The sequence below is a fragment of the Anabaena sp. TISTR 8404 genome (assembly GCF_056847745.1).
This window is the reverse complement of record NZ_CP180578.1, coordinates 54,581-81,142: the sequence shown is the minus strand read 5'-3', so window position 1 is coordinate 81,142 and position 26,562 is coordinate 54,581. Positions and strand designations below refer to the sequence as shown.

Below are 26,562 nucleotides of genomic sequence, written 5' to 3'. Positions count from 1 at the left end.
CATAACTTTTAGCTCAAATCCTATCATTCCATAGCTTTGGGAATTCAGACTCATGCAAAATCTACCACCAATTAACATCAGCACATCCAATCTAATTACTCAGCACTCAGCACTTTCAACTCAGCACTCGCAATACAGGCAAGAACACATTTCACAAATCGTAGTCACTGCTGGGCAAATGCGAGATATTGAAGGGCGTATCTTTGCTGCCGGAATGCCTGTAGCAGCTTTAATGGAAAAGGTGGCGGGACTAATAGCCCTTCGTATCCAAGGGATGTTTCCATTGTCGGGGAACTCATGCTGTGTGGGAATTTTAGTCGGCCCCGGTCATAATGGTGGCGATGCTTTGGTTGTAGCCCGTGAATTACACTTTCGCGGCTATAAAGTTTGGATATATTCGCCTTTTTCTAAGTTAAAGGAATTAACTGCACAACATTTGCTGTACGCCCAAAGTTTGGGTGTTTCTTGCTATGACAATATTGAACAATTACCGAATTGTGATTTTTTAATCGATGGGTTGTTCGGATTTGGGTTAGAAAGACCACTGACTGATCCCATCGCTTCAGCAATTAATCAGTTTAATGAATGGAATCAGCCAATTATTAGTATTGATATACCTTCAGGGTTGCACACCGATACAGGCGAGGTTTTGGGAACGGCGATTCGCGCTACTTGCACTTTATGTCTAGGTTTGTGGAAGCTGGGTCTATTGCAGGATCATGCTTTAGAGTATGTTGGCAAGGCGGAGTTAATTGATTTTGATATTCCTTGGGTAAGTGTGGAAGCTGTATTAGTAGATACACCGAGAATTAAACGGATGACTAGAAAAACATCACTTTCTACTCTACCTTTGCCGCGTCCAGCAGTAACCCACAAGTATAAAGAAGGACATTTATTACTAATTTGTGGTTCGCGGCGTTATGCTGGCGGTGCAATTTTAACAGGTTTAGGGGCGCGGGCTAGTGGTGTGGGAATGCTTTCTATGGCGGTTCCTGAATCATTGAAATTGACTTTAGTGTCGCATTTACCAGAAGCACTCATTATTGGCTGTCCGGAAACAGAGACAGGCGCGATTTCTCAACTAAAATTACCTGAGAACGCTGATTTAAGTTCTTTTAGTGCGATCGCTTGTGGACCCGGTTTAACCCGCGAAGCTACTCCGATTGTCAGAGAAGTGATTGAGAGCGATCGCACCTTAATTCTTGATGCAGATGGTTTAAATATTTTGGCACAGCTAGGAACTATCCCCACTTTACAACAACGGCAAGCCGCCACTGTACTTACACCCCATACAGGTGAATTCCAAAGATTATTTCCGGATGTGTCTGATGCCAAACATGACAGAATCAAAGCTGTCAAGGAAGCAGCAGCCATCAGTGACGCAGTAGTATTGTTAAAAGGAGCTAGAACTGCTATTGCCAATTCTCAAGGTACAGTTTGGATTACTCCTGAAAGCACTCCAGCTTTAGCCCGTGGTGGTAGCGGTGATGTGTTAACTGGGTTAATTGGTGGATTATTAGCACAAGCCGCTACAAAACAAATTCCTGTAGAAGACATTGTAGCTACTGCTGCTTGGTGGCATTCGCAAGCAGGCATTCTAGCAGCCCATAAACGTACAGAACTGGGTGTAGATGCCTTTACATTGACACAATACTTAATGCCAGCACTCAGCACTTAAAATGCTACCCTACTCATAAAGTTTGAGGTTGTTTCATGCTGACGCTATATCACAATCACCTCTCAATGAATTCTCGGAGAGTGTGGATTGCGCTACTAGAAAAAAAACTAGAGTTTAACCTAGTAGATATAAAACTGGATGGCGACCAACTGCAACCAGAATTTTTAGCGATGAATCCTTTCCACCACATTCCAGTTTTAGTTGATGATGGCTTGAATGTAATCGAATCATTGGCTATTTTGGATTATTTAGAAGCGAAACATCCTAGCCCTAGCTTACTACCGACCAATGCTCAAGATTTAGCAATTGTGCGGATGGTAGAAATGACAACAGTCAATGAATTAGTAGCTGCAATGAACCCGTTAATTTATCGGATGATGGGTTTTCCTGGCGGTGAAGATGAGCAGAAATTAGAACAGGCAAAGCACAAAATATCTACAGGGCTAGAATTTTTAGAAAAATTATTAGGAGATAAGCCATATTTTGGTAGTCACGAGTTAACCCTAGCCGATATTGTGGCTGGATGTGCAGTACCTTTATTACCTATGATGAATTTTCCTTTAACTGACTACCAAAAATTAAATGCTTGGGCTGAAAGGTTAACACAGCGTTCATCTTGGCAAACTACCCAAGCCACCCCAGAATTAATCGAAGCTTTTAAATCTCGAATGCAATCTTTGATGGCACAACGTTAATCTTACACATCATTACTAAGTAAGTCGGCACTGATCTTTCAAGCTATGTCAATAAAAAAAGTAGGGTGTGTTGTCGCACAGCGCAACGCACTGTCAAGAATTCAAGGTGCGTTAGCCTACGGCATAACATAGCTTACAAACAATTGATATTTTATATACATTGAATTTCTCTCAGCCACTTAACTTAACTCGTAATTCGTAATTAAATTTGGAACTAAACATTACGAATTACGAATTAGAAATCACAACTTAACTTGTTGTAAATGACTGCGGGGATTATATGTACGTATCGCCCTAATTTTTTCATAATACTCCCGCTCTTGTTGGCTGAGGTCTTTTGGTGGTGCGATCGCCACTTTCACCAACTGATCACCACGTCCACCTTTAGGTAAAGGCCAGCCTTTGCCTCTCAAACGCAATGATTGACCAGAACGTACTCCCGCAGGTAGCTTCACATTCACATTGCCATCGGGAGTAGGCACATCAATAGAAGCACCTAAAGTTGCTTCATCCGGTGTAATTGGCACTTCGCAAACCAAATTATCGCCTTCAATTTGGAAGAACGAGTGAGGTTGCAGTTCAACTTTTAAATACAAATCTCCCCGTTGTTGTGTCATTGGATTAACTTGACCTTTGCCCCGCACCCGCAGGCGAGTACCGGGTTTAGCACCAGCAGGAATGCGAACGTCAATTGTTTCGTTACCCAAACTAAAGCGCTTTTGCACACCAGCAAATGCTTCAGAAAAAGTCAAGGTAATTGTCGCTTCCGTATCTTGAGCAGCACCCGCGCCTGCACCCATATCTTGGAAGCCAAAATCGTTAAAGCCACCGCCAAAACCGCTGCCTGGTCTACCTGTGGCTGTGCGATAAGAGTAGCTTTGTCTGCCAGTCCGAGGGCCAGCTGCACCACCGAAGCGGCCTAACAACTCATTAATAAATTCATCAAAACTGCCGTATTGACTGAAGTCGAAGCCGCCCATATCAACGCCAGCACCGCCGCCAGGGAAGCCTTCGCCAACTTGTTTCCAATATTGACCAAATTGGTCGTACTTTTTACGTTTATCTGGGTCAGATAATACTTCGTAAGCTTCGTTTACTTCTTTGAAGCGTGCTTCTGCTTGCTTGTTGCCTGGATTAACATCAGGGTGATACTTTCGGGCTAATTTACGAAAGGCTTGTTTAATTTCCTCTGGACTGGCAGTTTTACTAACTCCCAAAAGTGAATAATAGTCTTTGAAGTCGGTTGCAGCCATCTACCAGCCTCCTGTAAAAATTTACTTTAAGTTTTTTTGTAAGATGGGAGATTTATATTTTGCTAGGTATAATGCCAAGCAATTAGATTCTGATTTTAAATTAACAAACAATACACAAAATCAAGTGGGGTTCTTGCTCACTGTACCAGCGCAATTTCCGTACTCTGGGAAAAGGGGAGTGGGGTAATAATTTCCCTACGCCCTTACACCCCTACACCCCCACACCCTATCTTCATCAAGTCGTCTAATCCTTCTTCTAAACTGGGGGGAGCATCTCGGAGTTGGCGGTGCATCCGGAAGATGACTTCTTCGGGAACTCGACGGATGCGTTGTTTATTGCGTGCTAGACATAGCCAAACTGGTGTAGTCAGCCAAATTCCGGCAACTTGAGTAAAGCCTAAGTCACGGGCAAGGGCGATGACTTCGCGGCGATCGCGTCTTCGCACATTGGTAGCATCAAAAATAGCTGATTTATTTGTCGTCACTGTTTGCTGGAGTTGCCGTTCAACTTCCTGCCAAATCAGGAACCACGGCCCTTGAATTATTTCATCACCAAATAATTGCCCCCGGATAGCATCTGTAGAAATTAGCTGCATCTGGGGGCATTCAGTGATTAATTGTTTTGCCAAAGTTGACTTACCGCTACCCGGAAGACCGATGAGTAATAGTAATTTAGTCATTTGTCCATTGTCCTTGGTCAATAGTCAATAGCCAATAACTATTGACTATTGACTATTGACTAATAACTAAATTATCGTTCCATCGGGAATCACAGCGCCTTTGAGGACGACTACAATACCGCTACGGATGTAGAAACCTTGATTTTCGCGCTCAGCTTCTTGCACGTTATCTTTGTTGATGATTTTGACATCGTGACCGATACGAGCATTTTTATCAATAATTGCCCGACGAATGATCGTATCTGTGCCAATACCTACGGGGATGTCACCTTTATCGATGCTGCATTGCCGTTCAACTGAAGCTTGATAAAAATCTGCCCCCATGAGCAAGGATTCTTCGATGATACAGCCAGATTCAATCCGCGATCGCACGCCCAAAACTGAATGTTGAATGCGGCAGTTTTTCAAAATACAGCCTTCACCAATAATTGATTCGGTGACGTGGCAATCTAACAGCTTGGTAGGTGGTAGATAACGCGGCCGAGTGTAGATTGGTGCTTCTTCATCGTAGAAGCTAAAAGGTGGTTGTGGTTGCTGGGTCAGGGCTAAATTAGCATTATAAAATGCCTCAATTGTTCCGATATCTTCCCAGTAGTCATCAAATAAATAAGCTTGAATGTTATAATCTTTGGCTGCATCGGGAATAATTTCTTTACCAAAATCGGTTCTTTCTAATTTTTCCCGCAACAACTTGATTAAAACTTCTCTTTTGAAAACATAAATCCCCATTGAGGCGATGTAGGGTTGTTGTTGGGCTTGTTCTTTGGTTAAACCCAATATTGTGGTATCAACCCGCATGTTAGCTAAAGCTTCACCTTTGGGCTTTTCACTAAAATCAATCACCCTACCGGAGTCATTAATTTTCATTAAGCCAAAGTCAGAAGCCCGCCGATCGTCAATGGGAATTACTGAGAGAGTAATATCAGCATTGGTATCTCTATGGCGCTGGATGAATTGACGGTAATCCATCCGGTAGAGATGATCCCCTGAGAGAATCAGGTACTCATCTACATCCCATTCTTCCAACAGCCATATGTACTGACGCACAGCATCGGCTGTACCTTGGAACCAGTTCGGGTTTTCTGGAGTTTGTTGTGCAGCTAACACTTCCACAAACCCTTCACTGAATCCACTAAAGTTGTAGGTACGGGCAATGTGACGGTTCAGAGAAGCTGAGTTGAATTGTGTCAGGACGTAGATTTTAAAAATTTCCGAATTAATACAGTTACTGACAGGAATATCGATTAAACGGTATTTGCCTGCCACGGGTACTGCTGGTTTTGCACGGAGTTTGGTTAAAGGGTAAAGGCGGGTGCCTGCGCCACCACCGAGAATGATTGCTAAAACTTTTTTCACAAAATTTCTCCCGACTGCCTTTCAACTCTCACTTTCAGTTTATGACTGTATGTAGCCTCTGATAAGGGGGGATCGAATTTTCTCAGGGATGAATTTTCTCAAATCCTAGTAGTGATAATAGATAATGCTTGTCTAGATCAGTAAAAAGTTTTGAGTATCGCTACTGATGCACCCAGTAATACCAGCATTCTCAGATATTAATCTCTTGTTAACCCAAAAAAGTACATCAGCGTAGTAACTACCCTGCGTTACTTTGCGCTGACTTTGCTTACCTTTGCGTTTAAAAAAGCTTTGACTTTACACCAAGCTGGACTCAAATATAAGTTTGATATAGCTTTGATGAACTTTTCAAATTTTAAAACTCTGCATTCTTTTTCCGCCATTCAGCAGCCGTAACTGTTGTGATAGTTGCAAAGATTTCACCCAAGGTTGTTCAGACAACTGGGAAATTGCATTTGCTGATAATGTAGCGGTAAAGGTATCTTTATCCTGAGTAACACCACTAACACCGCAACTTTGTAAAACTGCGATCGCAGCATCCGAAATTGTTTCAGTATGGATGAATACAGTTAAACTCGGTGTTGCTGGGTCTTGAATATCATTGAGTGCCATCGCCAAGGCTGCGCCTAGCTTCTCATAGTTCATAACTATTTCCTTGGTATAAGGGTAGGCAAGTTGGAAACTATCCTATGATTAACCTATCAAATTTTTCAGTTTTGCTTACCTACCCTTATACAGACGTAATACACTAGTCTCTACGTCTGATTACAGATTCTCAGTATTAATTAGTCCATAACCCCATTTATTATCAAAGGTTCCGGCTGGTTTGCCAGGAATAGAACTGTTTTTGCGGAGTAACTCTTTGACGGCATCGGGATCTAAATTGCGATCGCGCTGCAATAATAACGCTACTAACCCTGTAACAAAGGGAGTCGCCATACTAGTGCCAGCCATCGCTACAAATTTAGAATTAACTGTCATCGAACGGTCAAAATTGGCATTAGCAGAAAGTGCCGAAACAATCATCGCCCCTGGTGCAGCCACATCCGGCTTTTGGGCATCATTGCGTAGCGGCCCTTCACTACTGAACTCAGAAATAGTGTTCAATTCCATGCCCATTTCTCGCACTTGGTTATCAATATCTGTGTACTTACATTTGGTAGTATAAGCAGCAACTGTGACTGCACTGTTAGCACATCCTGGCGCACCAATTTTCACCGCATCTTTCATACTAGTACCTGTAAAAAACACTGATGAGGTATCGTCTAACGTCCATACATCTAAGCGGGCATCCTTAGAAGATGTGTTGCGGACTCGTAGTTGCCAAACACCACCCATCACTGGCGAGGGGCCATTACCCCGAATCTGCACGAAGAAATTATAGTCACCGTTGGCAGGGTCTGGGCCGGGCGTAACAATTTGTACGCGGGCATCGGGGAGTTGATGATCTACTGCGGGGTTTCCGTCAGTAATAATTTTTTGGAAGGGAGTTACAAACCCATTAGGACTGCGTAAGGAAACTTCTAGTTGGCTATCTTTGGAATACCAAGCATTTAACCAGACAATGCCTACTTGATTTAAAGGCACATTAAAACGCATTCCCTTCATCCGTCCACTGGCTATCTTGGCTTGACCATGAATATTGTCGTTGCCTTCGTTACCTGCTGCACAACAAACAATTCTGCCAGGGCCAGTTTCTGAGTCAATTATTTTGGAAAGGGAGTCGCTACCATCGTGGGCATCGGCGTGTCCACCCAAGCTGAGATTAACTACGGCTGGCTTTCCTAACTCACCAGCTACCCGAAAAACATAACAGACAGCATCGGCAATATGGGCATCCTGTAAGTCAGATTTGACAATTACTAATTCTGCCTCTGGTGCAACACCACAGTATGTAGCATCAGCACCAGAGGCGATACCAGCAACGTGAGTACCATGACCGTCAGTATCTTGGGAAACGGTTAACAGGGAATCTTTTAATTCAGCCCCATAAGCACCTTCTTTGACTCCTGGCCCTGGCAGGGTTTGATCCCAAATACTCAAAATCCGCCCAGCAAAGGCAGGATGTTTCGGGTCAATACCACTGTCAATCACACCGATGATTACACCTTTGCCAGTTAATCCAGTTTTATTTTTAAATTCAGGTAACTTCACTGCTTGGGGTGCAACATCCATCCGCAGTTTGAGTTTGCGTGATGGTTTAATCCGCTGAATGGCAGGTTCTTCTGATAAAGGATCTAAACTTTCAATTGGGAGGAAAGCTGTACGTACATGGCCTGCATTTTGATTAACTTCTATGCCATATTGTGCTAAGTGGCTTAAGTCTGCGTCAGCGTCACAGTAGATAAAAACCAGACTCTTGGTAGGCTTAACAATACTTTTGGGGGCCATGATACCAAGCGATCGCTTGTGTGTCATTAAAGCTTGTAGCCCTTCATGTTGATAATCTTCCACTGCCAACAGCAGCCCCGGTGAAAGTTTTTCGTGTCTCATTTTAGTTTCTACCTCTATTCTTAGTGAACAATAAAAGTAATTTTGTTAACAAGTTAATTCACTCTCAATTAGTAATAGCTCAACGATTTTTGCTACTTTACTTCTTGAGGATTTTATGGTTATCTATAGTTTTTATAGATAGCCGTAATCAGTTTATGAGTGAGTCAATAACTCATAAATTTTAAGGCTAATTTTTTTGATGACAACTAATTTTTATGAATTATTTCTCTTTTCATCTGAGTTGTTGTAGCTGCTGAAATATCCTGATGTCAAGAAATTTAGTAGAGATTTTTAGCCGGAGTCATTAGTAATGAACATTTCAATTCACTGTTTTTTCAGAAATACTTTTTATTGATTCAGCACCAGTGCCAATGATTACGGAAAATGAGGTACCTCTTGTTGAGATCAGTGGCTAGAAGTTACCTCTTGTAACTTGTAATTGTTATAAATAAAAATCAAGAATTATGAAGTTAGAAAATTTAATTGATATCATATCCGGCGAATCAGTTATGATTCAGCCCATTTGTGCAGAAAGATAAAAACTGTTTATCCCCCTGCTCCCAGCCCCCTTGCGGTCTATATGACAAGTTTTTTATCAGAAACGAGATGAAGCCGAATTCAGAATCAAGAGCAGGGGGGATTCATACCTGCCACTAATAATCTAAAAAGTAGTGTAAAGACTGCTTTTCCAACTATCAAGTGCCAATAATTTACCCATAGATAGTCATTTTCTCGTCATATTTGTGGCTAATAGTAAAAACAAATCCAGCAAAGAGAAAAAGTTTGGGGGACAAAATGGCTTCAGATCAACACCAACACGCTATTGGCATATTTCGCGATCGCCAAATTGCACTACAGGCACTCGACGAATTAAAAAATACTGGCTTTTCGATGAATAAGATTTCTGTAATTACTCGCAAGCTGGAACTTGACCATACCAATACAACAGAAAGTCATATTACTCAATCTGAAGGTGCAGCGATCGCTGCATTAGCAAGTGCTAAAACAGCAGGTTTACTTACCTTAGTCGCTGGTTTTGGCATTTTGCTCATTCCTGGGTTTGGCCCTGCACTGGCTGTAGAGTCTGCTTTAGCCACACTATTAGGAAGTGGTGCTAGTGCAGCTGCGGGGGGAATGATTGGTGCGCTACGAGGTTGGTTTCTTCCAGAAGAAGCAGCGCAAATTTATCATGACCAAGTATTTCAAGGCAATTATTTAGTAGCGATAGAAGGTACAGAAGAAGATATCCTTCTTGCTGAACCAATTCTTCAACGTTGGGGTATTCAGGAATGGCGTGTTGTCAACATTCCTCAGAATTAAAATTGTTGGATGTCTCATTCAGACTAAGTTGCACACAAAAATAATATTTTTACTTTCAACTCCCATCCCAAGTGACTATCTTTGAGCAAAACTTGCTATCACTACCTTGTTACCCTGTAAAGTAAAGGAGAAAGTTTTTGAGTATCAGGAGCGGCTATGTACGTGCTAGTTGGTGGAGCAGGCTTAGTAGGACTTTCTTTAGCTCAAAAATTGGTAGAACTAGGGCATACGGTTGCCGTTATTGATATTGATCCTAATGCTTGCCGCTATGCCCGTGAACAAGTAGGGGCAATGGCTTTTGAAGGTAGCGCCGTAAGTACAGAAGTATTGTTAGAAGCAGGAATTCGCAAAGCAGATTCCTTAGTAGCTGTTCTTAGAAGTGATGCCTTGAACTTAGCGATGGTGACTTTGTCCAAGCACTACGGTGTGCCGCATATTTTGAGCCGGATGCGCCATTCTGATTTTGCTGAACCACTGCGTTTAGCAGGAGCTAACCATGTTATTAGCACCGTTGACCTAGCAGTTTCCACAATGGTAAATGCCATTGAATATCCGCAGGTAGAATCAATGATGCATTTTGAGCAAGGACAGATTGAAGTTTTAAAACTTGCTATTCCTAACAATTGCTATGTAGTGAATCGTAGCGTTGCCGAAATTGCTCAAGATTCTCGATTTCCTACTGGTTCTCTCATTATTGGCTATCAACCTCACCCTCACGAAGATTTGACGATTCCTAATGGTAGTACAGTCCTAGAACCAGGTTCGACTGTCTTGATTGTGACTAAACCAGGATCTTTACATCAAGTCATTGATTTTATCGAAGGTTGTAAATAGTTTTCATGAAGCTTTATCCACATATCTATTTAGCAATTGCAGTTATTTTGTTGGCTGCTTGTCAATCATCGGAAACTTCTCTAAAATCGCAACCCAAGCCGACTCAAATTACTCAGGCGCACAAAATAGTAACTTTGGATAAGAATTTTAAGATAGCAATGGGTCAGACTATTTATGTTCCCATTTATTCCGAGATATACCATCACAATCGACAGGAAATTTTTAATTTAGCAGCAACACTCAGTATTCGGAACACAGATTTGGTTAATTCGATAATTATTACTTCTGTGCGTTATTTTGACTCCAATGGCAAATTAATTGAGCAATATTTAAAGCAACCAATTCAAATTGATGCGCTGGCTTCTACAGAATTTTTTGTAAATCGCAATGATAGTAGAGGCGGTGTCGGGGCAAATTTTATTGTAGAGTGGGTGTCACAAACAGAAATATCTGAGCCAATAGTAGAAGCAGTAATGATTGGTACTGACTTTCAGCAAGGAATTTCTTTTATTAGTCCTGGCAAAGTGATCAAAAATTACAAAAAATAAGCAGTCTTAAAAATACAGCAGATTGCAGGTGAATAAGGTACAAGTTTTAATCAAAAAGTTATGTAAAAAAAACTTTCAAGCCTGTTCCCTGCTGTAAATCAATCATCATCAAGTTGGAGCAATTGTTCATCAAGAGATTGTATCCGTCCACGTACAATTTCTTCTGAGAGAATTCGCTTACGCAATGCTTCGTTAAGAACTCCTTTTTCTGCTAACAGCAAGCGGCGACGAATAGCATCCAATTTGCTCAAATCACTATTTTTGGCATCTAATTTGTCAAGACGGCGATTATACAAGTCTCTTAAAGCCTTTTCCGCCCCAGCCACTCGTACTTGATAAGTCGATCGCATTTCTTCGTAAACTGATTTTGGTAATACTCCTGACTTTAACAAGCTATCTAATTCATCCTGTGCCGCTTTACCTGCCATCAGTTGAGCTTGCAATTCTTCAATTTGCTGCTGAGTCTGTGAAAATTTAGATAATTTTAGGCGTTTGACTAGCCAAGGCAAGCTTAAACCCTGTCCAACTAATGACACCAACACACTACCAAAAACTAAAGCAATTAAAACATCTCGACCTGGTAAAGTAGTTGGTAAGCTCAAAGCCAGAGCCATCGACAGTGAGCCTTTGATATTGCCTAAAAACAGTAAATGTTGCCAACGCAGCGGAATAGGGCGGTCAAACCAACGAACCGTTGCCAGCAGTGGATAAACTGTCAGTACTCGTCCGGCTTGATAAGCTAAAACTGCCAGTAGCACAGCAGGCAAAGTTTTCCAGAATGTTACTAAATCTATTTCTAGACCAATTAGCAGAAAAATAAAGGTATTTACGGTAAAACTGGCATATTCCCAGAAACTAAATAATGTGATGCGACTAGAAGCAGAAGTATTGCGCGAAATGCCAAGATTGCCAAAAATTAAACCAGCTACCACTACCGCCACAGCACCAGAAACACCGATAAATTGCCCAGCCTGAAAAGTCCCTAGGGCAACTGCAACTGTTAGTAACAGACTACTCAAAGGATCATCTAAACGAGCAAATACAGGTATGCTCAAATAACCTAATACTAAGCCCACAACGCAACCACCTAGAGAGATAAATAGCAGTTGTTGGATTCCCTCGATGATTGTGAGTGAACCTGTTGAATATACTTGCACAATCAAGTTGAATGAAACTAAAGCCGCTGCATCGTTGAATAAAGTTTCTCCTTCAACGATTGTAGAAAGTCGAGAAGGTACTGGTATTTCCTTGAATACGGCAATCATGGAAACTGTGTCCGTGTTTGCCAGAATTACGCCGACAAGTAAAGCTGGTATCCAACTTAATCCCAGCCCTAGTTTTAACACGATCGCAATAATCGCGCTAGAAAGTACAGCCCCAGGCAAAGCTAAAAGGGCAATTGGTTTAAATGTGCTGCGTAGCCGACTAACATCTGTATTGATACCAGCTTCAAAAATGAGAATTGGCAGAAACAGATTTAAAACTAAAGCAGGTTCTAAACCAATGGGACGCGATAATAATTCAGTTATCGGCAATCCTGCTAAAACTAAGCCCGTCACATAAGGGACGCGAAACCGCCGGGATATCAAGGCTACACCAGTGGCAACTAGCAAAAGAATAATTGAAATCTTGACTAATTCTGTAATATTCACTACGGATATTGAAAATTCACTGGTATGTCATTGATAAATATTGCCAAAAAAGTAATACACATATCAACTTACTTTGAATTTTGAATTGAATAATCTTCTATAGCGGTTCTCATCTAGGTAAGTAGAGGAAAAATTAATTAGCCGCAGATGAATGCAGATGAGAAAACTCTAAAATCAAAAATCTAAAATTCCCAATAAACCTCTTTGGCATTTTTCCATCATAGGTGAGAGTCATAACTGTAGAACTATTTGCAACAATCTTTGCTGAAGGTACAAATAATTACCTATGCAAATTCAAACACCAAACTGGGTTAAGCACGCTGTTTTTTACCAAATCTTTCCAGACCGTTTTGCTAGAAGCAAACAGCCCCGTAAACGGTTGCTACACGAAGCCCGTTGGGAAGATTGGGAAGCTATGCCCACACTCCAAGGTTATAAGGGGGGTGATTTGTGGGGCATTATGGAGGAATTAGACTACATCCAAGGTTTAGGAATTAACGCTATTTATTTCACGCCCATTTTTCAGTCGGCTAGTAATCACCGATATCACACTCACGATTATTACCAAGTTGATCCTTTGTTGGGGGGGAATGAAGCGTTCAAAGAATTGCTAGATGCAGCCCACCAACGGAATATTAAAGTAGTTTTGGATGGGGTATTTAATCATTCGAGTCGCGGATTTTTCTTTTTCCATGATGTTTTAGAAAATGGCCCTCATTCCCCTTGGGTGAATTGGTTCAAAATTCACGGCTGGCCACTTTCTCCTTATAATGGGGAGTTTCCAGCTAATTACGAAGGTTGGGCGGATAATCGAGCTTTGCCAGTGTTTAACCACGACAACCCAGAAGTGAAAGAATATATTATGGAAATTGCCGAATATTGGATTAAATTCGGCATTGATGGCTGGCGGTTGGATGTGCCATTTGAAATTAAAACTCCTGGCTTTTGGCAAGAATTTCGAGAACGAGTTAAAGCTATTAACCCCGAAGCTTATATTGTGGGCGAAGTGTGGGGAGATTCGCGTCAGTGGTTGGATGGTAAACAATTTGATGGCGTGATGAATTATTTATTCGCCGGGCCGACAATTGCCTTTACCGCAGGCGATCGCGTAGTCTTAGAACAAGTCCAGAGTCGAGACTATCAACCTTATCCACCTTTGTTTGCGGCTGAGTACGCCACTAAAATCCAAGAACTATTGCAACTATATCCTTGGGAAATTCAGCTAACGCAACTCAACTTACTGGCTAGTCACGATACAGCACGTTTGATGACTATTGCTGGTGGCGATAAAGCCAGCATAGAATTATCAACCTTACTATTACTTACCTTTCCTGGTGCGCCCAGCATCTATTATGGTGATGAAGTGGGTTTACCTGGTGCAATAGATCCCGACTCCCGACGTGGTTTTCCTTTAGAAGCTAATTGGGATCAAGAAATTCTGCAAACTCACCGCCAATTAATTGACATTCGCCATGCTTACCAAGCTTTGCGGATAGGAAATTATCAAGTTCTCTATGCCCAAGGAACACTTTACGTTTTTGCCCGCACTTTAGGCACAGAAGAATTAATGATTGCTGTGAATACTGGTACAGCATCAGCCAAAGCCAACATCGACATTGCTAGTTTGCAAACTCAACCCAGCAAGCTTTTATTTGGCTATGCAGAATTTGAGTGGAATAACGCCGGAGAAAAACAACTTTCTCTAACAGTTCCTCCACGCACTGGTTGCATTTTCGCTTGAGAATAAATCATTATCCAAACAAGGTGTAGAAAAAAGTAGGTTGGGTGAAGCGATAGCGAAACCCAACAAAATCTTTTGGATGTTGGGTTCCGTTCCTCCACTCAACCTACGCCACTTGATATTAGTAGTGGTTGTAGGGTGTATTCCCTACTCCCAATTCCCCACTCCCTTATTTTCTAATGTCCAGCAACCATTGCAGGTATGAGGACTGCATCAATTACATGAATCACACCATTGTCTGCCAGAATATCTGTTTTTAGGACATGGGCATCATTCACTTTAATATCCCCGTTAGCAGACTCAATTGCTAAAACAGATCCTTCTAGGGTCTGTGCTTCTCCAATTTGCACCAAGTCATCAGACCGGACATCGCCAAAAGTAACATGATAGCCAACAATTTTCTTTAGTTTGTCAGTATCTTGCAGGAGTTCATCTAAGGTTCCCTCTGGTAGTTGGGCAAAAGCTTCATCAGTAGGTGCAAAGAGTGTAAAAAAATTAGGACTTTGAAGAGTATCTGTGATTTGTGCAGCCTTAGCAGCTTTAATGAGAGTGTTAAAATTGCCTGCATTAACAGCAGTTTCTAAAAGATTAGCCATGTGATATAAATGTAGTCTTACAAACTTAGTTATAAATTGATACAAAGCTATCAACCTCTATCAACGGAAAGGTCAAAACATTTTAGATTTTAGATTTTGGATTTTGAATTGATTTCACTTATAGAATTTGGGGAGTTCTACCATTTAGAAATTACTATTGCTGATAATTATATACAGAGCCGTATCTAGTCCAGTACTGCTAAACTGGGGAATGTCCCCAAGAACCATTAATTATGCTCAAGCGTTCCAAGTTCGAGACAACCCAAACTCAAATTATGCACCGTGCCGAGGATTTAATTAGTGCAGCCTCGAATCGCTACCGCATTACGGTTCAGGTGGCAAATCGTGCCAAGCGTCGGCGTTATGAAGATTTTGAAAGTTCCGAAGATGCAATGATGAAGCCTGTATTAAGAGCAATCATCGAAATGTCTGATGAACTGACTCAGCCAGAAATTATTGGTGAAATGTAAAACTAGTCATACGGTAAAGGTGCAATCTTACGTTAAGTACTCGTAAGATTGCACCTTTATCTTAAATTCTTTGCTGATTAAAAAAGAGAATAATTCTGCGTTGCTCTATTATCCCGCTGATGGTTGTGAAGTTTAATTCAGCATTAATCATTGCTTTGGTTGTGAGTGGACTTGTTGTGAGTTTAGGCACAAGTCAATTATCCCACTCTAGTTTACTTGGCATTCAGCCTGCTGTCGCTCAAAGAATCAGTCCATCTGATGTTTGGCAGTTAGTATATCAGCAATTACCCGACCTGCCCAAAGAAAACCAGTACGTTAGCAAAGAATCTGGCAAAGTTGCGGAAAGTAACACTTTAGCTAATCGTCTCATTCGCTATCACGTTTATGTGAAAGAGCGATCGCCAATTTATCGCTTCGACTGGAAACTAACAATGGCTGATTACCTGGGAGCGAATGAGATTATGTATGACAGCACCTATCCAGGTAATGATACATTACGGCAGAATCCGATAGAGGGCGATCGCAAAGCTATTGCCAGCCTCAGTCGTCGTCAACGAGATGCTTTAGTCCAAACTTTAGTTAACATCTTTAATCCCAATTCCCAAAATACTCGCAACCAACCTAGCCCTGGCACTTCCACTACCCCCCAGAAACCCCAAACAGGCGGTGCTGACCTCCTAAAGTGATTTTGAATTTACAATCCAAAATCTAAAATCCAAAATCTAAAATTTGAAGATGGAACGTTTAATTAAAAGTGGTTCTGGTTGGCGTATTGGCTGGAATCCTAATGCACCTGAATATAAAGGTTTAGTGGGTACGGATGATTGGGCTATTGAGTTAACTGAAGCTGAGTTGAATGAATTTTGCCGTCTGTTAGCACAGTTAGCAGACACCATGAAACAACTCACTGCCGAATTAATGGATGAAGAAAAGATTGCTTGTGAGGCCGAAAGCGATTTATTATGGATGGAAGTGGAAGGTTATCCCCATGAGTATAGTCTGCGCTTCATCCTGAATACAGGGCGCTGTGCAGAAGGTAAATGGAATGCTTCTGCTATACCTGGTTTGTTGCAAGCTGCTGGGACACTCAAAGTTTTTTAAACTTGCCCCTTGATTCTCCTAGAGCTTTGCGATACAATAAGAATTCTGACCGGGGCGTAGCGCAGCTTGGTAGCGCGCCACTTTGGGGTAGTGGAGGTCGTGGGTTCGAATCCCGCCGCTCCGATTGATAAAATCCCTAGCCTGCTAATCTTGATGTAAGATTAGCAGGTTTTTTAGTAAAGCAGACTTTTAAAGTGTCTGTATATCAACAGTTCCCGGCAATTTGCATCACTGAGGTGTACTCTAGCAGCATTATGCACTCTCCATCAATGAGATCTGTTCAGATGGAAGTCGAACAGATTCCCTGAGATAAATGGTATAAAAATTGCAGGGTAAATTGGTGACTGGGATGATAGGTCAAATTCTCGGTGGAAACTACCAAATTCAGGCACAACTTGGCAAAGGAGGATTTGGCATTACTTTTACAGCCATTGACCTAAGACGACCTGGAAACCCTCTATGTATTGTTAAGCAATTTAAGCCCATATCCACCGACCCAAATACTTTAGCAGTTGGCAAAAGGTTGTTTGATACCGAAGCCGAAAAGTTAGAACGGTTAGGACATCATGACCAAATACCTCGTTTGCTGGCATTCTTTCAAGAAAATCAAGAATTTTATTTAGTACAAGAATATATAGAAGGTCACGATTTATCTCAAGAATTGATTCCAGGAGAAAAACTGAAAGAACGTGAATTAATTAAACTTTTAGAGGCTATTTTAGAAGTTTTAACTTTTGTTCATCAACAGAAATTAATTCATCGGGATCTTAAACCCTCAAATATTCGTCGTCGGTCTGATGGCAAAATTGTGTTAATTGATTTTGGTGCAGTTAAAGAAGTTACCACGCAGGTTGTAAGTCCTGGGGGAATAACGAGTCTGACTGTGGCAATAGGAACTCCTGGTTATATGCCTAGTGAACAGGCAAAAGGACAACCAACATTTCACAGTGATATTTATGCAGTGGGAATTATTGCCATTCAAGCTTTAACGGGGATCAATCCTTGTGCAGGCGGTATACCCACAAACCCCCAAACTGGAGAACTTGTTTGGCGCGATCGCGCTCAAGTTAGTTCTAAACTAGCAAATATCATCGATAAAATGGTGCGCTACGACTACCGTCAACGTTACGCCTCAGCCGCAGAAGCATTACAAGCTATCAAAGCATTAACTCCCAAATCTCCACCTTGGAAAATTTGGCTGAGTGTGGGAATAGTCTTAGCCATTACTCCTTTGATATTCTGGATTTTCTCTCAGGCTCTTAATTTTAAACCAAATTTTGTTAGTTACGCAAATCGCAGTAAAACTATCAAAATTCAATATCCCCAAGACTGGAATTTACAAGAACAAGGTGGTTTTGAAGGCGACGAAATTAAAATTGTGCCTAATGATAACAAACAAAATAATTCTTGCTTGATAAATCTCATTGTCAACGTCAGCGATTTAAGCCCGCAACTCTTATCACGTGATGAATATAAAAATATAGTTTTAAAAAGACTGAAAAATAACGATGTAAATCAACAAATCATCGACGAAACACAACCACAAACAACCTTATCAAAACAAGCAGCTTATAAATTAACTTACACTCGCCAAGAAGAAGCCTGTAAATATCAAGTAATGGAAATTGGCACAGTCCGCAACGGCAAAGCTTATTATATTACTTATACCGCCCCAGTTGAGCAATATTCACAATCTTTACCAGTTGCACAATCAATAATTAATTCCTTTGAAATTACAGAACTACAATAATAATCATGAAATCTTAGTTTGAGATTTTTGATGTAGTTTAACCTAGCTTCTTTATTTCTTAATTAAAGATTACCAATTAGCAATTACTATTACTAATTAATTGTTGGTAGATAGATTCCAAATTTTGATAGTGTTATCTAAGTTACCACTAGCTAGATTCTTAGAATCTGGGCTATATGCGACAGACAGAACTCCAGATAAAGTGCGAATTACTTCGCCAGTAGACAAGTTCCAAACTTGGGCAGTGTTGTCGAGATTATCACTAGCCAATGTTTTAGCATTTGGGCTGTATACGATACTTGAAACACCATAAAAATTTCCAAGTAAAGTACGAATCACTTCGCCTGTAGATAGATTCCAAATTTTGATAGTTTTGTCGGAACTTCCACTAGCTAAAGTTTTGCCATCAGGACTATATGCCACACAATTAACAGACAAAGAATGACCAGACAAAGTGCGAATTACTTTGCCTGTAGATAAATTCCATATTTTGATAGTGATCTCATCACCATTACTAGCTAAAGTTTTGCCATCTGGGCTATATACTACAACATCAACCCTGTTAGTATTACCAGATAAAGTACGAATCACTTCACCAGTAGACAGATTCCAAATTTTGATAGTTTTGTCCGTACTACCACTAGCTAAGGTTTTACCATCCGGGCTATATGCCACAGCATAAACCCCGTCAGAATGGCCAGATAAAGTACGAATTACTTGCCCAGTAGATAAATTCCAGATTTTGATAGTTTTGTCGAAACTGCCACTAGCTAAGGTTTTGCCATCCGGGCTATATGCTATGGAATTAACCCTTTTAGAATGACCAGACAAAGTGTGAATTACTTGCCCAGTAGACAGATTCCAAATTTTGATAGTTTTGTCGAAACTGCCACTAGCTAAGGTTTTGCCATCCGGGCTATATACTATGGAATTAACCACATCAGAATGACCAGATAAAGTTCTAACTGTGTCACCAGCAACTGATGATACAGATTTTGATGGCTGTACCACTACCGACTGTGATTGTTTAACTGGTTGCACTGCTGCCAGTTTTCTATAAGTATTAATCGGAATTCCTAAAAAATCTGTTGTCTCGGTTCTCTCGTCTCTCCTGGCTTGTCCATGAATTCCCACCAAGCGCCCCTGTTCATCTAACACAGGGCCACCACTCATTCCCGGTTTAGTGGCATTGCTAAACACCAAAGCATACTCGTCTCTCGGTTTTTGAACTACTCTGGTAAGCAACTGCTGTAAAATCACATACTCGCGACTAACACTGACAGCATCCGGGTCAGCCCAGCCAACAGTATAGACTGTTGTTCCTGCAACTAATTGTTCAGTCGATAAATCAGCTTGCCGATAATTTTCCGTACTGGTGAATTGAACTTCTGCTATGTCGATATTACCAATACGTTTAATATTATTAACTTGGTGAGTTCTACTATCATAAGTCTGAAGATAATAATCTTTCGCCTTGGCAACGACGTGCCAACTAGTTAATACAGTATAAGTATTACCTTCACGGCGAATAATCACCCCAGAACCAGTATTAGGCCCATCAATACGTACAGTTACCTGCTGGGCTATATTAATTACTGTTGCTGGTAAAGCAATTGTGATTTGTGTTTGTACTAATGGCATCACAACTGCACCCATCAAACCAACAAGCACATACAAACGAGATGGTAAATTCATATATTTAAATAGCAGGTTGCAGAAAGTAGTATTGTTAATTGATAGTTAAAAATAGTTATAAATCAGAAGGTATCATCTTTTAAAGAATTAATTTAATTATTTCTTATTTAAAGATTGTAGAAATTTTTTAGTGTCTGCAAGTAAGCGATCACCCCAGAGATTTTCTTTCAAAAAAGCTACATCAGCTAAACGTTTATCCATGCGGAGTGCGGCTTCTCCCATTGTGCGGCTTTGTTGGCGATCGCCTTTAGCGTATAATGCCACTGCTAAGGTTAACAAAGGTTCTGCGGCTTGCTTATCGAGAGAGACAGCAGTTTGCCATTGCTTAATTGCACTTGTAGTGTCACCTTGCTCGTATTTAATTAAACCAATATTGTTGACGGCTGGCCAGAATTTTGGGTTTTGGGATAAGGCTTTATTGTATTGGGCGATCGCATCTGTTAGTTTACTCTGTTTATAGTAAGCATTACCTAAATCAAATAATGCTTCTGCGTCATTCGGTTTGAATGCTAAACCCAGTTCATATAATTCAGCCGATCTTAAGTATTGTTGAATTTGGAAATAAGCTGAACCTAAAGCAAAGTAAACATCTGCATTTCGAGGATTGATTTCACTTGCTTTATCTAAAGCAATAATAGCTGTACCAATTTCTTTTTTTTGCAGGTATAAACCACCTAACAGAAACCATACTTTGTCATTTTTAGGTGCTAATTGAGTCGCTAAACGAGCGCGTGGTAAAGCTAAATCAAACTGCTGTTTTTGTGCTAATTGCGCTGCTTGTTGGGCTACAGTTAAACCTGCTTTTTCAGTAGCACTAGAATCGAGCTTTTGAGCTTGGCTAATATCTGCGATCGCTCCTTGTTCATCTTTATTTAACCAACGTTCTACACCTCTTGCTAAATAAGCCTGTGCGTTTGGTAGAGGTTGTCCAATTCTATTTGCTGGTTTACTAGATTCAGTAGAGTTATTAATAGCCTGTATCAACAATTCTATTTGTTCACTAATTTGCTGTTCAATAGTTGTTGTTATTGCTACATTTAGGTAAGTTTTTAATGGAATTCCTAATACTAAATTGGCAGTTTTAGTTATCTCATTAACTTCTGCACGGCCATTTATACCAACAACTTTTCCCTCTTCATTTAGCACCGGGCCGCCACTCATTCCCACTAAAGCATTTACAGAATAAGAAAAAGCATAGCCATCTTTAGGTTTTGGTAACCGACTACTAGTTACCTGTCCAGTTAAAAATTGTGGACTACGTTCTGTAATCTGCGGGCCTGGATCTGCCCAACCAAATACATAAATTGTTTGACCTGTTGTAATTTGATCAGAATTTCCTTGTTCAGCAACTCTATGGTTACGGTTACTGGTAAATTTTACCGTTGCTAAATCAACACCTGAAAATCGTTGAACTTGGCTAGAGTTAAATGTGTATTTTTGACCGTCACTTGTCTGAAGTGTGTAATTTCCTGGTTTTTGTACTACGTGCCAGTTAGTAATAACAGTATACGTGTTTCCTTGACGCTCAATAATAGTTCCCGAACCAGTATTTGCTCCATCAATTCGCACAGTAATTTCTGAGGCGATCGCACTGATTTGTGTTGCTGTTAATCCTGTTGCGATTTGCGGCTGAATAACAACAATTACTGCACCAGTTACAACCGCGAAAAGCCCAACAGAAAACTTGCTCATCTTATCTCAAGATTAAATATTAACCTGATATCAAATAATAACCTGATCCTTGCCTAACAGATACTCGCAACTGCGAAAAGTAACGGAGAATTAAGTTAATTTTTTAATCGGCACTGCCATACTAGATTGATTAATCATATCCTGTAGTGCTTTACTTGGTTGAGTTCCGTCTTGATAGTATTCTAGACTTTCCCACACAGGATCTTTACGCCAGCCGTTAATTCCCACAACTTCACCCCGAACATTCAATAATGGTGCGCCACTCATCCCTTTACGCACATCATTGGTATAAGCAATTTGATATCCTCCCTCTAGAGCTTTATCCAGCAATAGTGAAACGTGACCTTCAGTAAAAATGAATTTATCTTGTTTTGCTTGACTATTGGGGTATTGTATAAATCCTCCAACAAATACCTTTTCCTGAATTTGCAAGGTTGATGAGTTACCTAATGTTGCTACTGCATACTCTGCATTCTGACTGTGAAACTGCAAAACCGCTAAATCATCATTTTCTAATTGCTGAGTTTTGCTGACAGTTGCTTGATAAATCTGTCCATCTGGAGTTTGAATTTTATAAGGAAAAGACGCAGCACGCAGTACGTGAGCATTGGTCATAACAGTATAAATTTGACCATTACGTGCTATCAAAGTTCCTGAACCAATGAATTCTTGAGACAAGACTTTGACCGTAACATTTTTAGCAATTGTTTGTATTTGTTTTGGTGAAAGTGCAGATGATTTAGTATATGTATCATTACCTAAAATAAATTGTTGTCTTGGTAGTATAAGAAACAGTCCACCAAGACATACTACAACACAAATTAATTGACCAAGCTGATACCTTAGCCATAACCCTTTCATCTGAACTAACTCCACAGTGGATGAGGATTAAAACCGAGGTTCTACAGTGGGTGAACTCTGGTTACTATTAGTTCTTAGAGGCTGATCAGCACTGCCACTATCAGCAGAGTCTACCAATTCTTTGATATCAAGATATAACTCGCCATTAAAATAAGAGAGAGGTTGATTACCACCTAAATTAATTGGTTGATCACCAACATTTACACCACGACGAAAATCATGGATTTGTTTCAACATTGCTTGTGCATTTGTTCCTGGCTGGAGGGTTACAAGAATGTTGTCTGATGTGCAAGGAATACCTTTGTAATTGGCAATACAAATTACTGGGTAGCCATTAACTTTTTCACGACTGGTAAAAAAGAGATTGCCATTATCATAGTAACGTTGCAGACGTGCTGAAACAGCCTGACAGCGCTTTTTAGGATTGAACCCAGAACTGGCAAAGCGTTTGTTCACCCAGCGCAAAAATGTTTCTGGGCCGCGTGAGGTGCGTACCTTCGTAACTGGTACACCTTTTTCTTGTGTACAGAAGAATTTTTCTCCACCAGCGTAACTTGGGCGATTATCAGCAATTGTGGAGGCTAAAGCTAGAGCTAAAATTACTGAAGCTTTTGCCACGACTGTTAATTTGTGAGCAAATAACCTCAACTGCATATATATTCTCTATTGAACAAAAATATTTGCATTTGCACTAAATACAAATGCAGATATTCTATAGCAGTTTTGAGTTGGCTTCAACAGATATACAGATATTTATAAGGTTGCAACTTATACCAAATTATTGTGAAGCTGCATAAAACTTTAAAAAACCGGAATGCTTACTATGCAAGGTTTTTAGCCATTTTATTCTATGCAACTTCATACAAAATTGGTATTAGTAAGCTATTACTTTTTTAAATTACACAATTACTCAAGAGGTTTGTTGATGGTTGACAGTTGACTGTTAACCATCAACTGTCAATATAAACACAAAAAATGTACAAGTTTAGATGCGTTTTACTTGTAAGTCCGCTCCATTCTTATTACTGGCTTCTACAGGCAGGAATCCACCAGCCTGCATTTTCCATAACCTGTGGTAAGCACCACCGCGTGCCAAAAGTTTGGCGTGAGTACCATCTTCTACAATTCGACCGTGATCAAATACTAAAATGCGGTCGAGATGGGCAATTGTCGATAGCCGATGAGCGACGACGATAACAGTTTTGCCATTCATCGCTAAGTCTAGAGTATCTTGAATGGCTTTTTCGGTGATTGAATCAAGGCTGGAAGTGGCTTCATCTAAAATCAGAATCGGTGCATCTTTGAGAATGACTCGTGCGATCGCAATTCTTTGTCTCTGTCCTCCCGATAGTTTCACACCGCGTTCACCCACCAGTGAATCATAGCCTTCCTTGATTTGGCTGATGAAATCGTGAGCATAAGCTTTGCGTGCTGCCTCCATCACTTCCTCGTCAGTTGCATCCAGCCGCCCATAACGAATATTTTCCATCAACGTGCGATGAAACAAAGATGGATCTTGGGGAATTAAGCTAATCTGCGCGTGTAGAGCATCCTGAGTCATATCGCGAATATCGACCCCATCAATGAGAATTTGTCCAGATTGGGGGTCAAACAAACGCAAAATCAAATTTACAAAGGTAGATTTTCCCGAACCGGAAAAGCCCACCAAGCCCAGACGCTCACCTGGTTGAATAGTAATCGAGAGATTTTCAAATACTTTTTTACCTTCTGTGTAGTTGAAATACACTTGGCGAAACTCGATTTTACCTTGAGTGATCGGATGAGCGATCGCTTGTTCCCGATCAATCAACTCATGGGGTTGCACAATTGTGAACACACCATTAGCGACATTGCCGATATGTTCAAAAAATTCCAGAAACCGTCGGCTTAAATTACGCGCCTCACTGATAATTAACAGTGACAAACTAGTTGCCACAACAAAGTCAGCAGTAGCGATTATTCCTTGACTCCAGAGAGAAAGCGAGTAATACAGAGTACCAATTTTCAAAACGGCTGAGGAAATGTACTGAAACCAACGAATTCGCTCCGAGTACCAGTTTGATTTTCTGACCTGTTTGAGTTCTTGCCTTAATTGCTCATTCAAATAACGTCGTTCAAAACCCAGACGAGCAAACAGTCGGCTACTGCTGAGATTTGTCACCGCATCTACAATGATGCCAGTTGTCTCACTTCTGGCGGCTGCGGCTTTGCGAGAGTAAATTCGACACCGAGTTGCCAGCCAGAAGGAAATACTAATAAATAAAACTGCCCACACGCCAACAAATGCAGCCAGTGGCGGATAAGCGCGATACAGTAAAATCGTGGAGACAATATACACAATAATTACAGCCATAAATTCTGTAATTAGCATTTGCATCGTCTGCGTCACGCCCAAAGAAGTTTCACCGATGCGATGAGCTAATGCCCCAGCAAAACTACTACTTAGGTAACGATGGGAATGATGTTGCAAGTATGCATATAGAGATCTGACAATGTGCTGTCGATGGATGGGATGGAGAATAGTTTGCAAAAGTCCAGCAGATCGCCCGAATACCACTTCACCCACACTCAAAGCGGCGAACAGCATCAGGGGTTGACCCACAGCATCAAAAATCGGTTTACTATTGTCAGGCGATCGCGTTACGCTACGGATAATTTCGCCAATAGCATAAGGCAACATAATGCCACAAGTTGCGTGCAGTGTCTCCAAAACCACCATTGCTAAATACCACCAACGGAACTGGTTAACGAAATAGCAAATGAACCTGAATGGAGTATTAGGCAAATTTGGTGCATTAGCAGCACGTTGAAAAGATTGGGATTTTCTGATCTTTTTCGTCATGAAAGTTGATATCTTACTGGGCAGCATAAAAATGGACGACTAAATGCGCCGTCCGAAGGTGAAACCTTTGCCAGGGATGAGTCTAGAAATATAGGGTAGATTCGTAAGTAGTATTATCTGGTTCTTAACTCTTCCCTTACACCCACTCTTCTATCGTCAAGATTTGCGCTTCCAAGCGTGCCTTTCGGTGATGAGGACTAGACCATGATTTCTTGGGGTGTGATTGCAGCATATACATCAGATGGTAGTAAGGCTTCTTGAATGTTGATTTTCTTCGGTATGACACCCGCCTCAAAGAACAAATCTGCTACACGTTGTTGTTCTGCGATTAGTGCTGGACTGAGACCTCTGCGTCCTACGAAAGTGCGACGAGACATGACTCTGGCTACCACATCCTCATCGAGTTTTTGCTCGGTGATCATTAATTTTGCGACTGCATCTCGATTCTGTTCTGCCCATTGATCAAGAGCATGAAGCTCTTCAATCAGAATTTTGAGTAAGCCGGGATTTTCTTGGGCAAACTTTCTGTCAGCAATGTAGTAACTACCAGGAGAATCTAGCCCAACAGAATCTCTAAGAACGCGAATTCGACCCATTTTTTCGGCGATCGCATAGTGCGGATCTCCTGTCATCCAAACTGGAATTCTCCCTTCGAGAAAAGCAGCCCGCGCTTCGATAGTTGGCAGACTCTTGATTTTAATATCTTTGATGGTCAAGCCAATTGACTGCAAAGCTCTCAAGATAAAATAGTGCGAAGCCGAACCTTTTTGAAAATATACTTCTTGCCCTTTAATCTCTTCAAACTTTGTTAGCGAAGACTCAGGTGGAACAGCAATCACACTACTTGTTCCTGTCCTTTGGTTTCTTTGTGTACCGACAACATAAACAAGATCTGTTCCCGCAACTTGAGCAAAAATTGGTGGCGTTTCTCCTACTGATCCCACATCAACTTTGCCCGCACGCATCCCTTCCATAAGTTGCGGCCCTTGGACAAATTGCGCCCACTCTACCTTAATTCCCAGTGGCTCTAAGCGTTTCTCTAAAACTTTCCGATTTCGCACCAGATCCCCCGCACTTTGATATCCCATACGGAGAACCTTAGTTTTAATATCCAAAAAATTGGAACTATTAATTACTTTCTGTTGGCTTTGTTGGCTACAACTTCCCAACAGATATGCCATAGAAAAACCACATATACCTGATGTAGCAACATTGAGAAAACGACGGCGTTTAATCATAGTTAATTCCATTTTGGATTTGGGATTTTAAATTTTGGATTATGCAAGATTTCTTAAATTGGAATTC

Annotated in this window: 23 protein-coding genes, 1 tRNA gene and 1 pseudogene; 11 read left to right on the top strand and 14 right to left on the bottom strand. The window is 40.9% G+C overall.

Going from position 1 to position 26,562, the window contains the following annotated elements; translation table 11 throughout:
* Positions 1 to 52: 52 nt before the first annotated feature.
* Positions 53 to 1,678, top strand: coding sequence for an NAD(P)H-hydrate dehydratase (locus tag ACMX3D_RS00445; RefSeq protein ID WP_482749532.1), 1,626 nt, complete (start codon positions 53 to 55; stop codon positions 1,676 to 1,678).
* A 35-nt stretch (positions 1,679 to 1,713) separates the two neighbouring features.
* Positions 1,714 to 2,373 carry a glutathione S-transferase family protein gene (locus tag ACMX3D_RS00440; RefSeq protein ID WP_482749531.1) on the top strand — a complete coding sequence of 220 codons (660 nt, stop codon included), beginning with the start codon at positions 1,714 to 1,716 and terminating at the stop codon, positions 2,371 to 2,373.
* A gap of 242 nt (positions 2,374 to 2,615) precedes the next feature.
* Here ACMX3D_RS00440 and ACMX3D_RS00435 read toward each other — a convergent pair whose 3' ends face one another.
* From ACMX3D_RS00435 to ACMX3D_RS00415, 5 genes are all read right to left on the bottom strand, one after another.
* Entirely contained in the window at positions 2,616 to 3,626 is a 1,011-nt protein-coding gene (locus ACMX3D_RS00435; RefSeq protein WP_482749530.1) for a DnaJ C-terminal domain-containing protein, read from the bottom strand.
* A gap of 203 nt (positions 3,627 to 3,829) precedes the next feature.
* Positions 3,830 to 4,306 carry an AAA family ATPase gene (locus ACMX3D_RS00430; protein WP_482749529.1) on the bottom strand — a complete coding sequence of 159 codons (477 nt, stop codon included), beginning with the start codon at positions 4,304 to 4,306 and terminating at the stop codon, positions 3,830 to 3,832.
* A 66-nt stretch (positions 4,307 to 4,372) separates the two neighbouring features.
* Positions 4,373 to 5,662, bottom strand: a complete 1,290-nt coding sequence (locus ACMX3D_RS00425; RefSeq protein WP_482749528.1) for a glucose-1-phosphate adenylyltransferase — start codon at positions 5,660 to 5,662, stop codon at positions 4,373 to 4,375.
* A gap of 348 nt (positions 5,663 to 6,010) precedes the next feature.
* The gene (locus ACMX3D_RS00420; protein ID WP_482749527.1) at positions 6,011 to 6,307 is read right to left on the bottom strand and encodes a hypothetical protein; all 297 of its coding nucleotides are present in this window, start codon (positions 6,305 to 6,307) and stop codon (positions 6,011 to 6,013) included.
* Between the two features lie 120 nt (positions 6,308 to 6,427).
* Positions 6,428 to 8,155 carry a S8 family peptidase gene (locus tag ACMX3D_RS00415; protein ID WP_482749526.1) on the bottom strand — a complete coding sequence of 576 codons (1,728 nt, stop codon included), beginning with the start codon at positions 8,153 to 8,155 and terminating at the stop codon, positions 6,428 to 6,430.
* A gap of 795 nt (positions 8,156 to 8,950) precedes the next feature.
* Between ACMX3D_RS00415 and ACMX3D_RS00410 the strand changes: the two genes are divergently transcribed.
* The 3 genes from ACMX3D_RS00410 (at position 8,951) to ACMX3D_RS00400 (ending at position 10,857) form a co-directional block, all read left to right on the top strand.
* On the top strand, positions 8,951 to 9,475 hold the full coding sequence (locus ACMX3D_RS00410) for a hypothetical protein (protein WP_482749525.1): 525 nt from the start codon (positions 8,951 to 8,953) through the stop codon (positions 9,473 to 9,475).
* A gap of 156 nt (positions 9,476 to 9,631) precedes the next feature.
* Positions 9,632 to 10,309 carry a potassium channel family protein gene (locus ACMX3D_RS00405; protein ID WP_482749524.1) on the top strand — a complete coding sequence of 226 codons (678 nt, stop codon included), beginning with the start codon at positions 9,632 to 9,634 and terminating at the stop codon, positions 10,307 to 10,309.
* A 5-nt stretch (positions 10,310 to 10,314) separates the two neighbouring features.
* A complete protein-coding gene (locus ACMX3D_RS00400) occupies positions 10,315 to 10,857 on the top strand; it encodes a DUF3124 domain-containing protein (protein ID WP_482749523.1) in 543 nt (180 codons plus the stop codon).
* A 98-nt stretch (positions 10,858 to 10,955) separates the two neighbouring features.
* Here ACMX3D_RS00400 and ACMX3D_RS00395 read toward each other — a convergent pair whose 3' ends face one another.
* On the bottom strand, positions 10,956 to 12,509 hold the full coding sequence (locus ACMX3D_RS00395; RefSeq protein WP_482749522.1) for a cation:proton antiporter: 1,554 nt from the start codon (positions 12,507 to 12,509) through the stop codon (positions 10,956 to 10,958).
* 286 nt (positions 12,510 to 12,795) lie between these two features.
* Between ACMX3D_RS00395 and ACMX3D_RS00390 the strand changes: the two genes are divergently transcribed.
* The gene (locus tag ACMX3D_RS00390) at positions 12,796 to 14,250 is read left to right on the top strand and encodes a glycoside hydrolase family 13 protein (protein WP_482749521.1); all 1,455 of its coding nucleotides are present in this window, start codon (positions 12,796 to 12,798) and stop codon (positions 14,248 to 14,250) included.
* A gap of 176 nt (positions 14,251 to 14,426) precedes the next feature.
* Here the strand turns inward: ACMX3D_RS00390 and ACMX3D_RS00385 are convergent, their stop codons facing one another.
* Positions 14,427 to 14,846, bottom strand: a complete 420-nt coding sequence (locus tag ACMX3D_RS00385) for a fasciclin domain-containing protein (RefSeq protein ID WP_482749520.1) — start codon at positions 14,844 to 14,846, stop codon at positions 14,427 to 14,429.
* Between the two features lie 233 nt (positions 14,847 to 15,079).
* Between ACMX3D_RS00385 and ACMX3D_RS00380 the strand changes: the two genes are divergently transcribed.
* From ACMX3D_RS00380 to ACMX3D_RS00360, 5 genes are all read left to right on the top strand, one after another.
* A complete protein-coding gene (locus ACMX3D_RS00380; RefSeq protein ID WP_482749519.1) occupies positions 15,080 to 15,316 on the top strand; it encodes a DNA-directed RNA polymerase subunit omega in 237 nt (78 codons plus the stop codon).
* Between the two features lie 119 nt (positions 15,317 to 15,435).
* Positions 15,436 to 16,002 (top strand): hypothetical protein, encoded by a 567-nt coding sequence (locus tag ACMX3D_RS00375; protein ID WP_482749518.1) that lies wholly within the window; start codon positions 15,436 to 15,438, stop codon positions 16,000 to 16,002.
* Between the two features lie 49 nt (positions 16,003 to 16,051).
* Positions 16,052 to 16,417: a DUF1818 family protein gene (locus tag ACMX3D_RS00370; protein ID WP_482749517.1), complete on the top strand. Its 366-nt coding sequence runs from the start codon at positions 16,052 to 16,054 to the stop codon at positions 16,415 to 16,417.
* A gap of 50 nt (positions 16,418 to 16,467) precedes the next feature.
* Positions 16,468 to 16,541 (top strand) — tRNA-Pro (locus tag ACMX3D_RS00365).
* A 225-nt stretch (positions 16,542 to 16,766) separates the two neighbouring features.
* Positions 16,767 to 18,167 carry a protein kinase domain-containing protein gene (locus ACMX3D_RS00360; protein ID WP_482752252.1) on the top strand — a complete coding sequence of 467 codons (1,401 nt, stop codon included), beginning with the start codon at positions 16,767 to 16,769 and terminating at the stop codon, positions 18,165 to 18,167.
* Positions 18,168 to 18,263: 96 nt separating this feature from the next.
* Here the strand turns inward: ACMX3D_RS00360 and ACMX3D_RS00355 are convergent, their stop codons facing one another.
* From ACMX3D_RS00355 to ACMX3D_RS00325, 7 genes and pseudogenes are all read right to left on the bottom strand, one after another.
* Entirely contained in the window at positions 18,264 to 19,862 is a 1,599-nt protein-coding gene (locus ACMX3D_RS00355) for a WD40 domain-containing protein (protein ID WP_482749516.1), read from the bottom strand.
* 96 nt (positions 19,863 to 19,958) lie between these two features.
* Positions 19,959 to 20,921 (bottom strand): tetratricopeptide repeat protein, encoded by a 963-nt coding sequence (locus ACMX3D_RS00350; RefSeq protein WP_482752251.1) that lies wholly within the window; start codon positions 20,919 to 20,921, stop codon positions 19,959 to 19,961.
* Positions 20,922 to 20,969: 48 nt separating this feature from the next.
* A pseudogene (locus ACMX3D_RS00345) lies at positions 20,970 to 21,554 on the bottom strand (S1 family peptidase); the annotation flags it as partial.
* Positions 21,555 to 21,644: 90 nt separating this feature from the next.
* Positions 21,645 to 22,415, bottom strand: a complete 771-nt coding sequence (locus ACMX3D_RS00340) for a S1 family peptidase (protein ID WP_482749515.1) — start codon at positions 22,413 to 22,415, stop codon at positions 21,645 to 21,647.
* 27 nt (positions 22,416 to 22,442) lie between these two features.
* Entirely contained in the window at positions 22,443 to 23,069 is a 627-nt protein-coding gene (locus ACMX3D_RS00335; RefSeq protein ID WP_482749514.1) for a COP23 domain-containing protein, read from the bottom strand.
* 331 nt (positions 23,070 to 23,400) lie between these two features.
* Positions 23,401 to 25,257 carry an ABC transporter ATP-binding protein gene (locus ACMX3D_RS00330; RefSeq protein WP_482749513.1) on the bottom strand — a complete coding sequence of 619 codons (1,857 nt, stop codon included), beginning with the start codon at positions 25,255 to 25,257 and terminating at the stop codon, positions 23,401 to 23,403.
* Positions 25,258 to 25,454: 197 nt separating this feature from the next.
* Entirely contained in the window at positions 25,455 to 26,495 is a 1,041-nt protein-coding gene (locus tag ACMX3D_RS00325) for an aliphatic sulfonate ABC transporter substrate-binding protein (RefSeq protein ID WP_482752250.1), read from the bottom strand.
* Positions 26,496 to 26,562 lie beyond the last annotated feature (67 nt).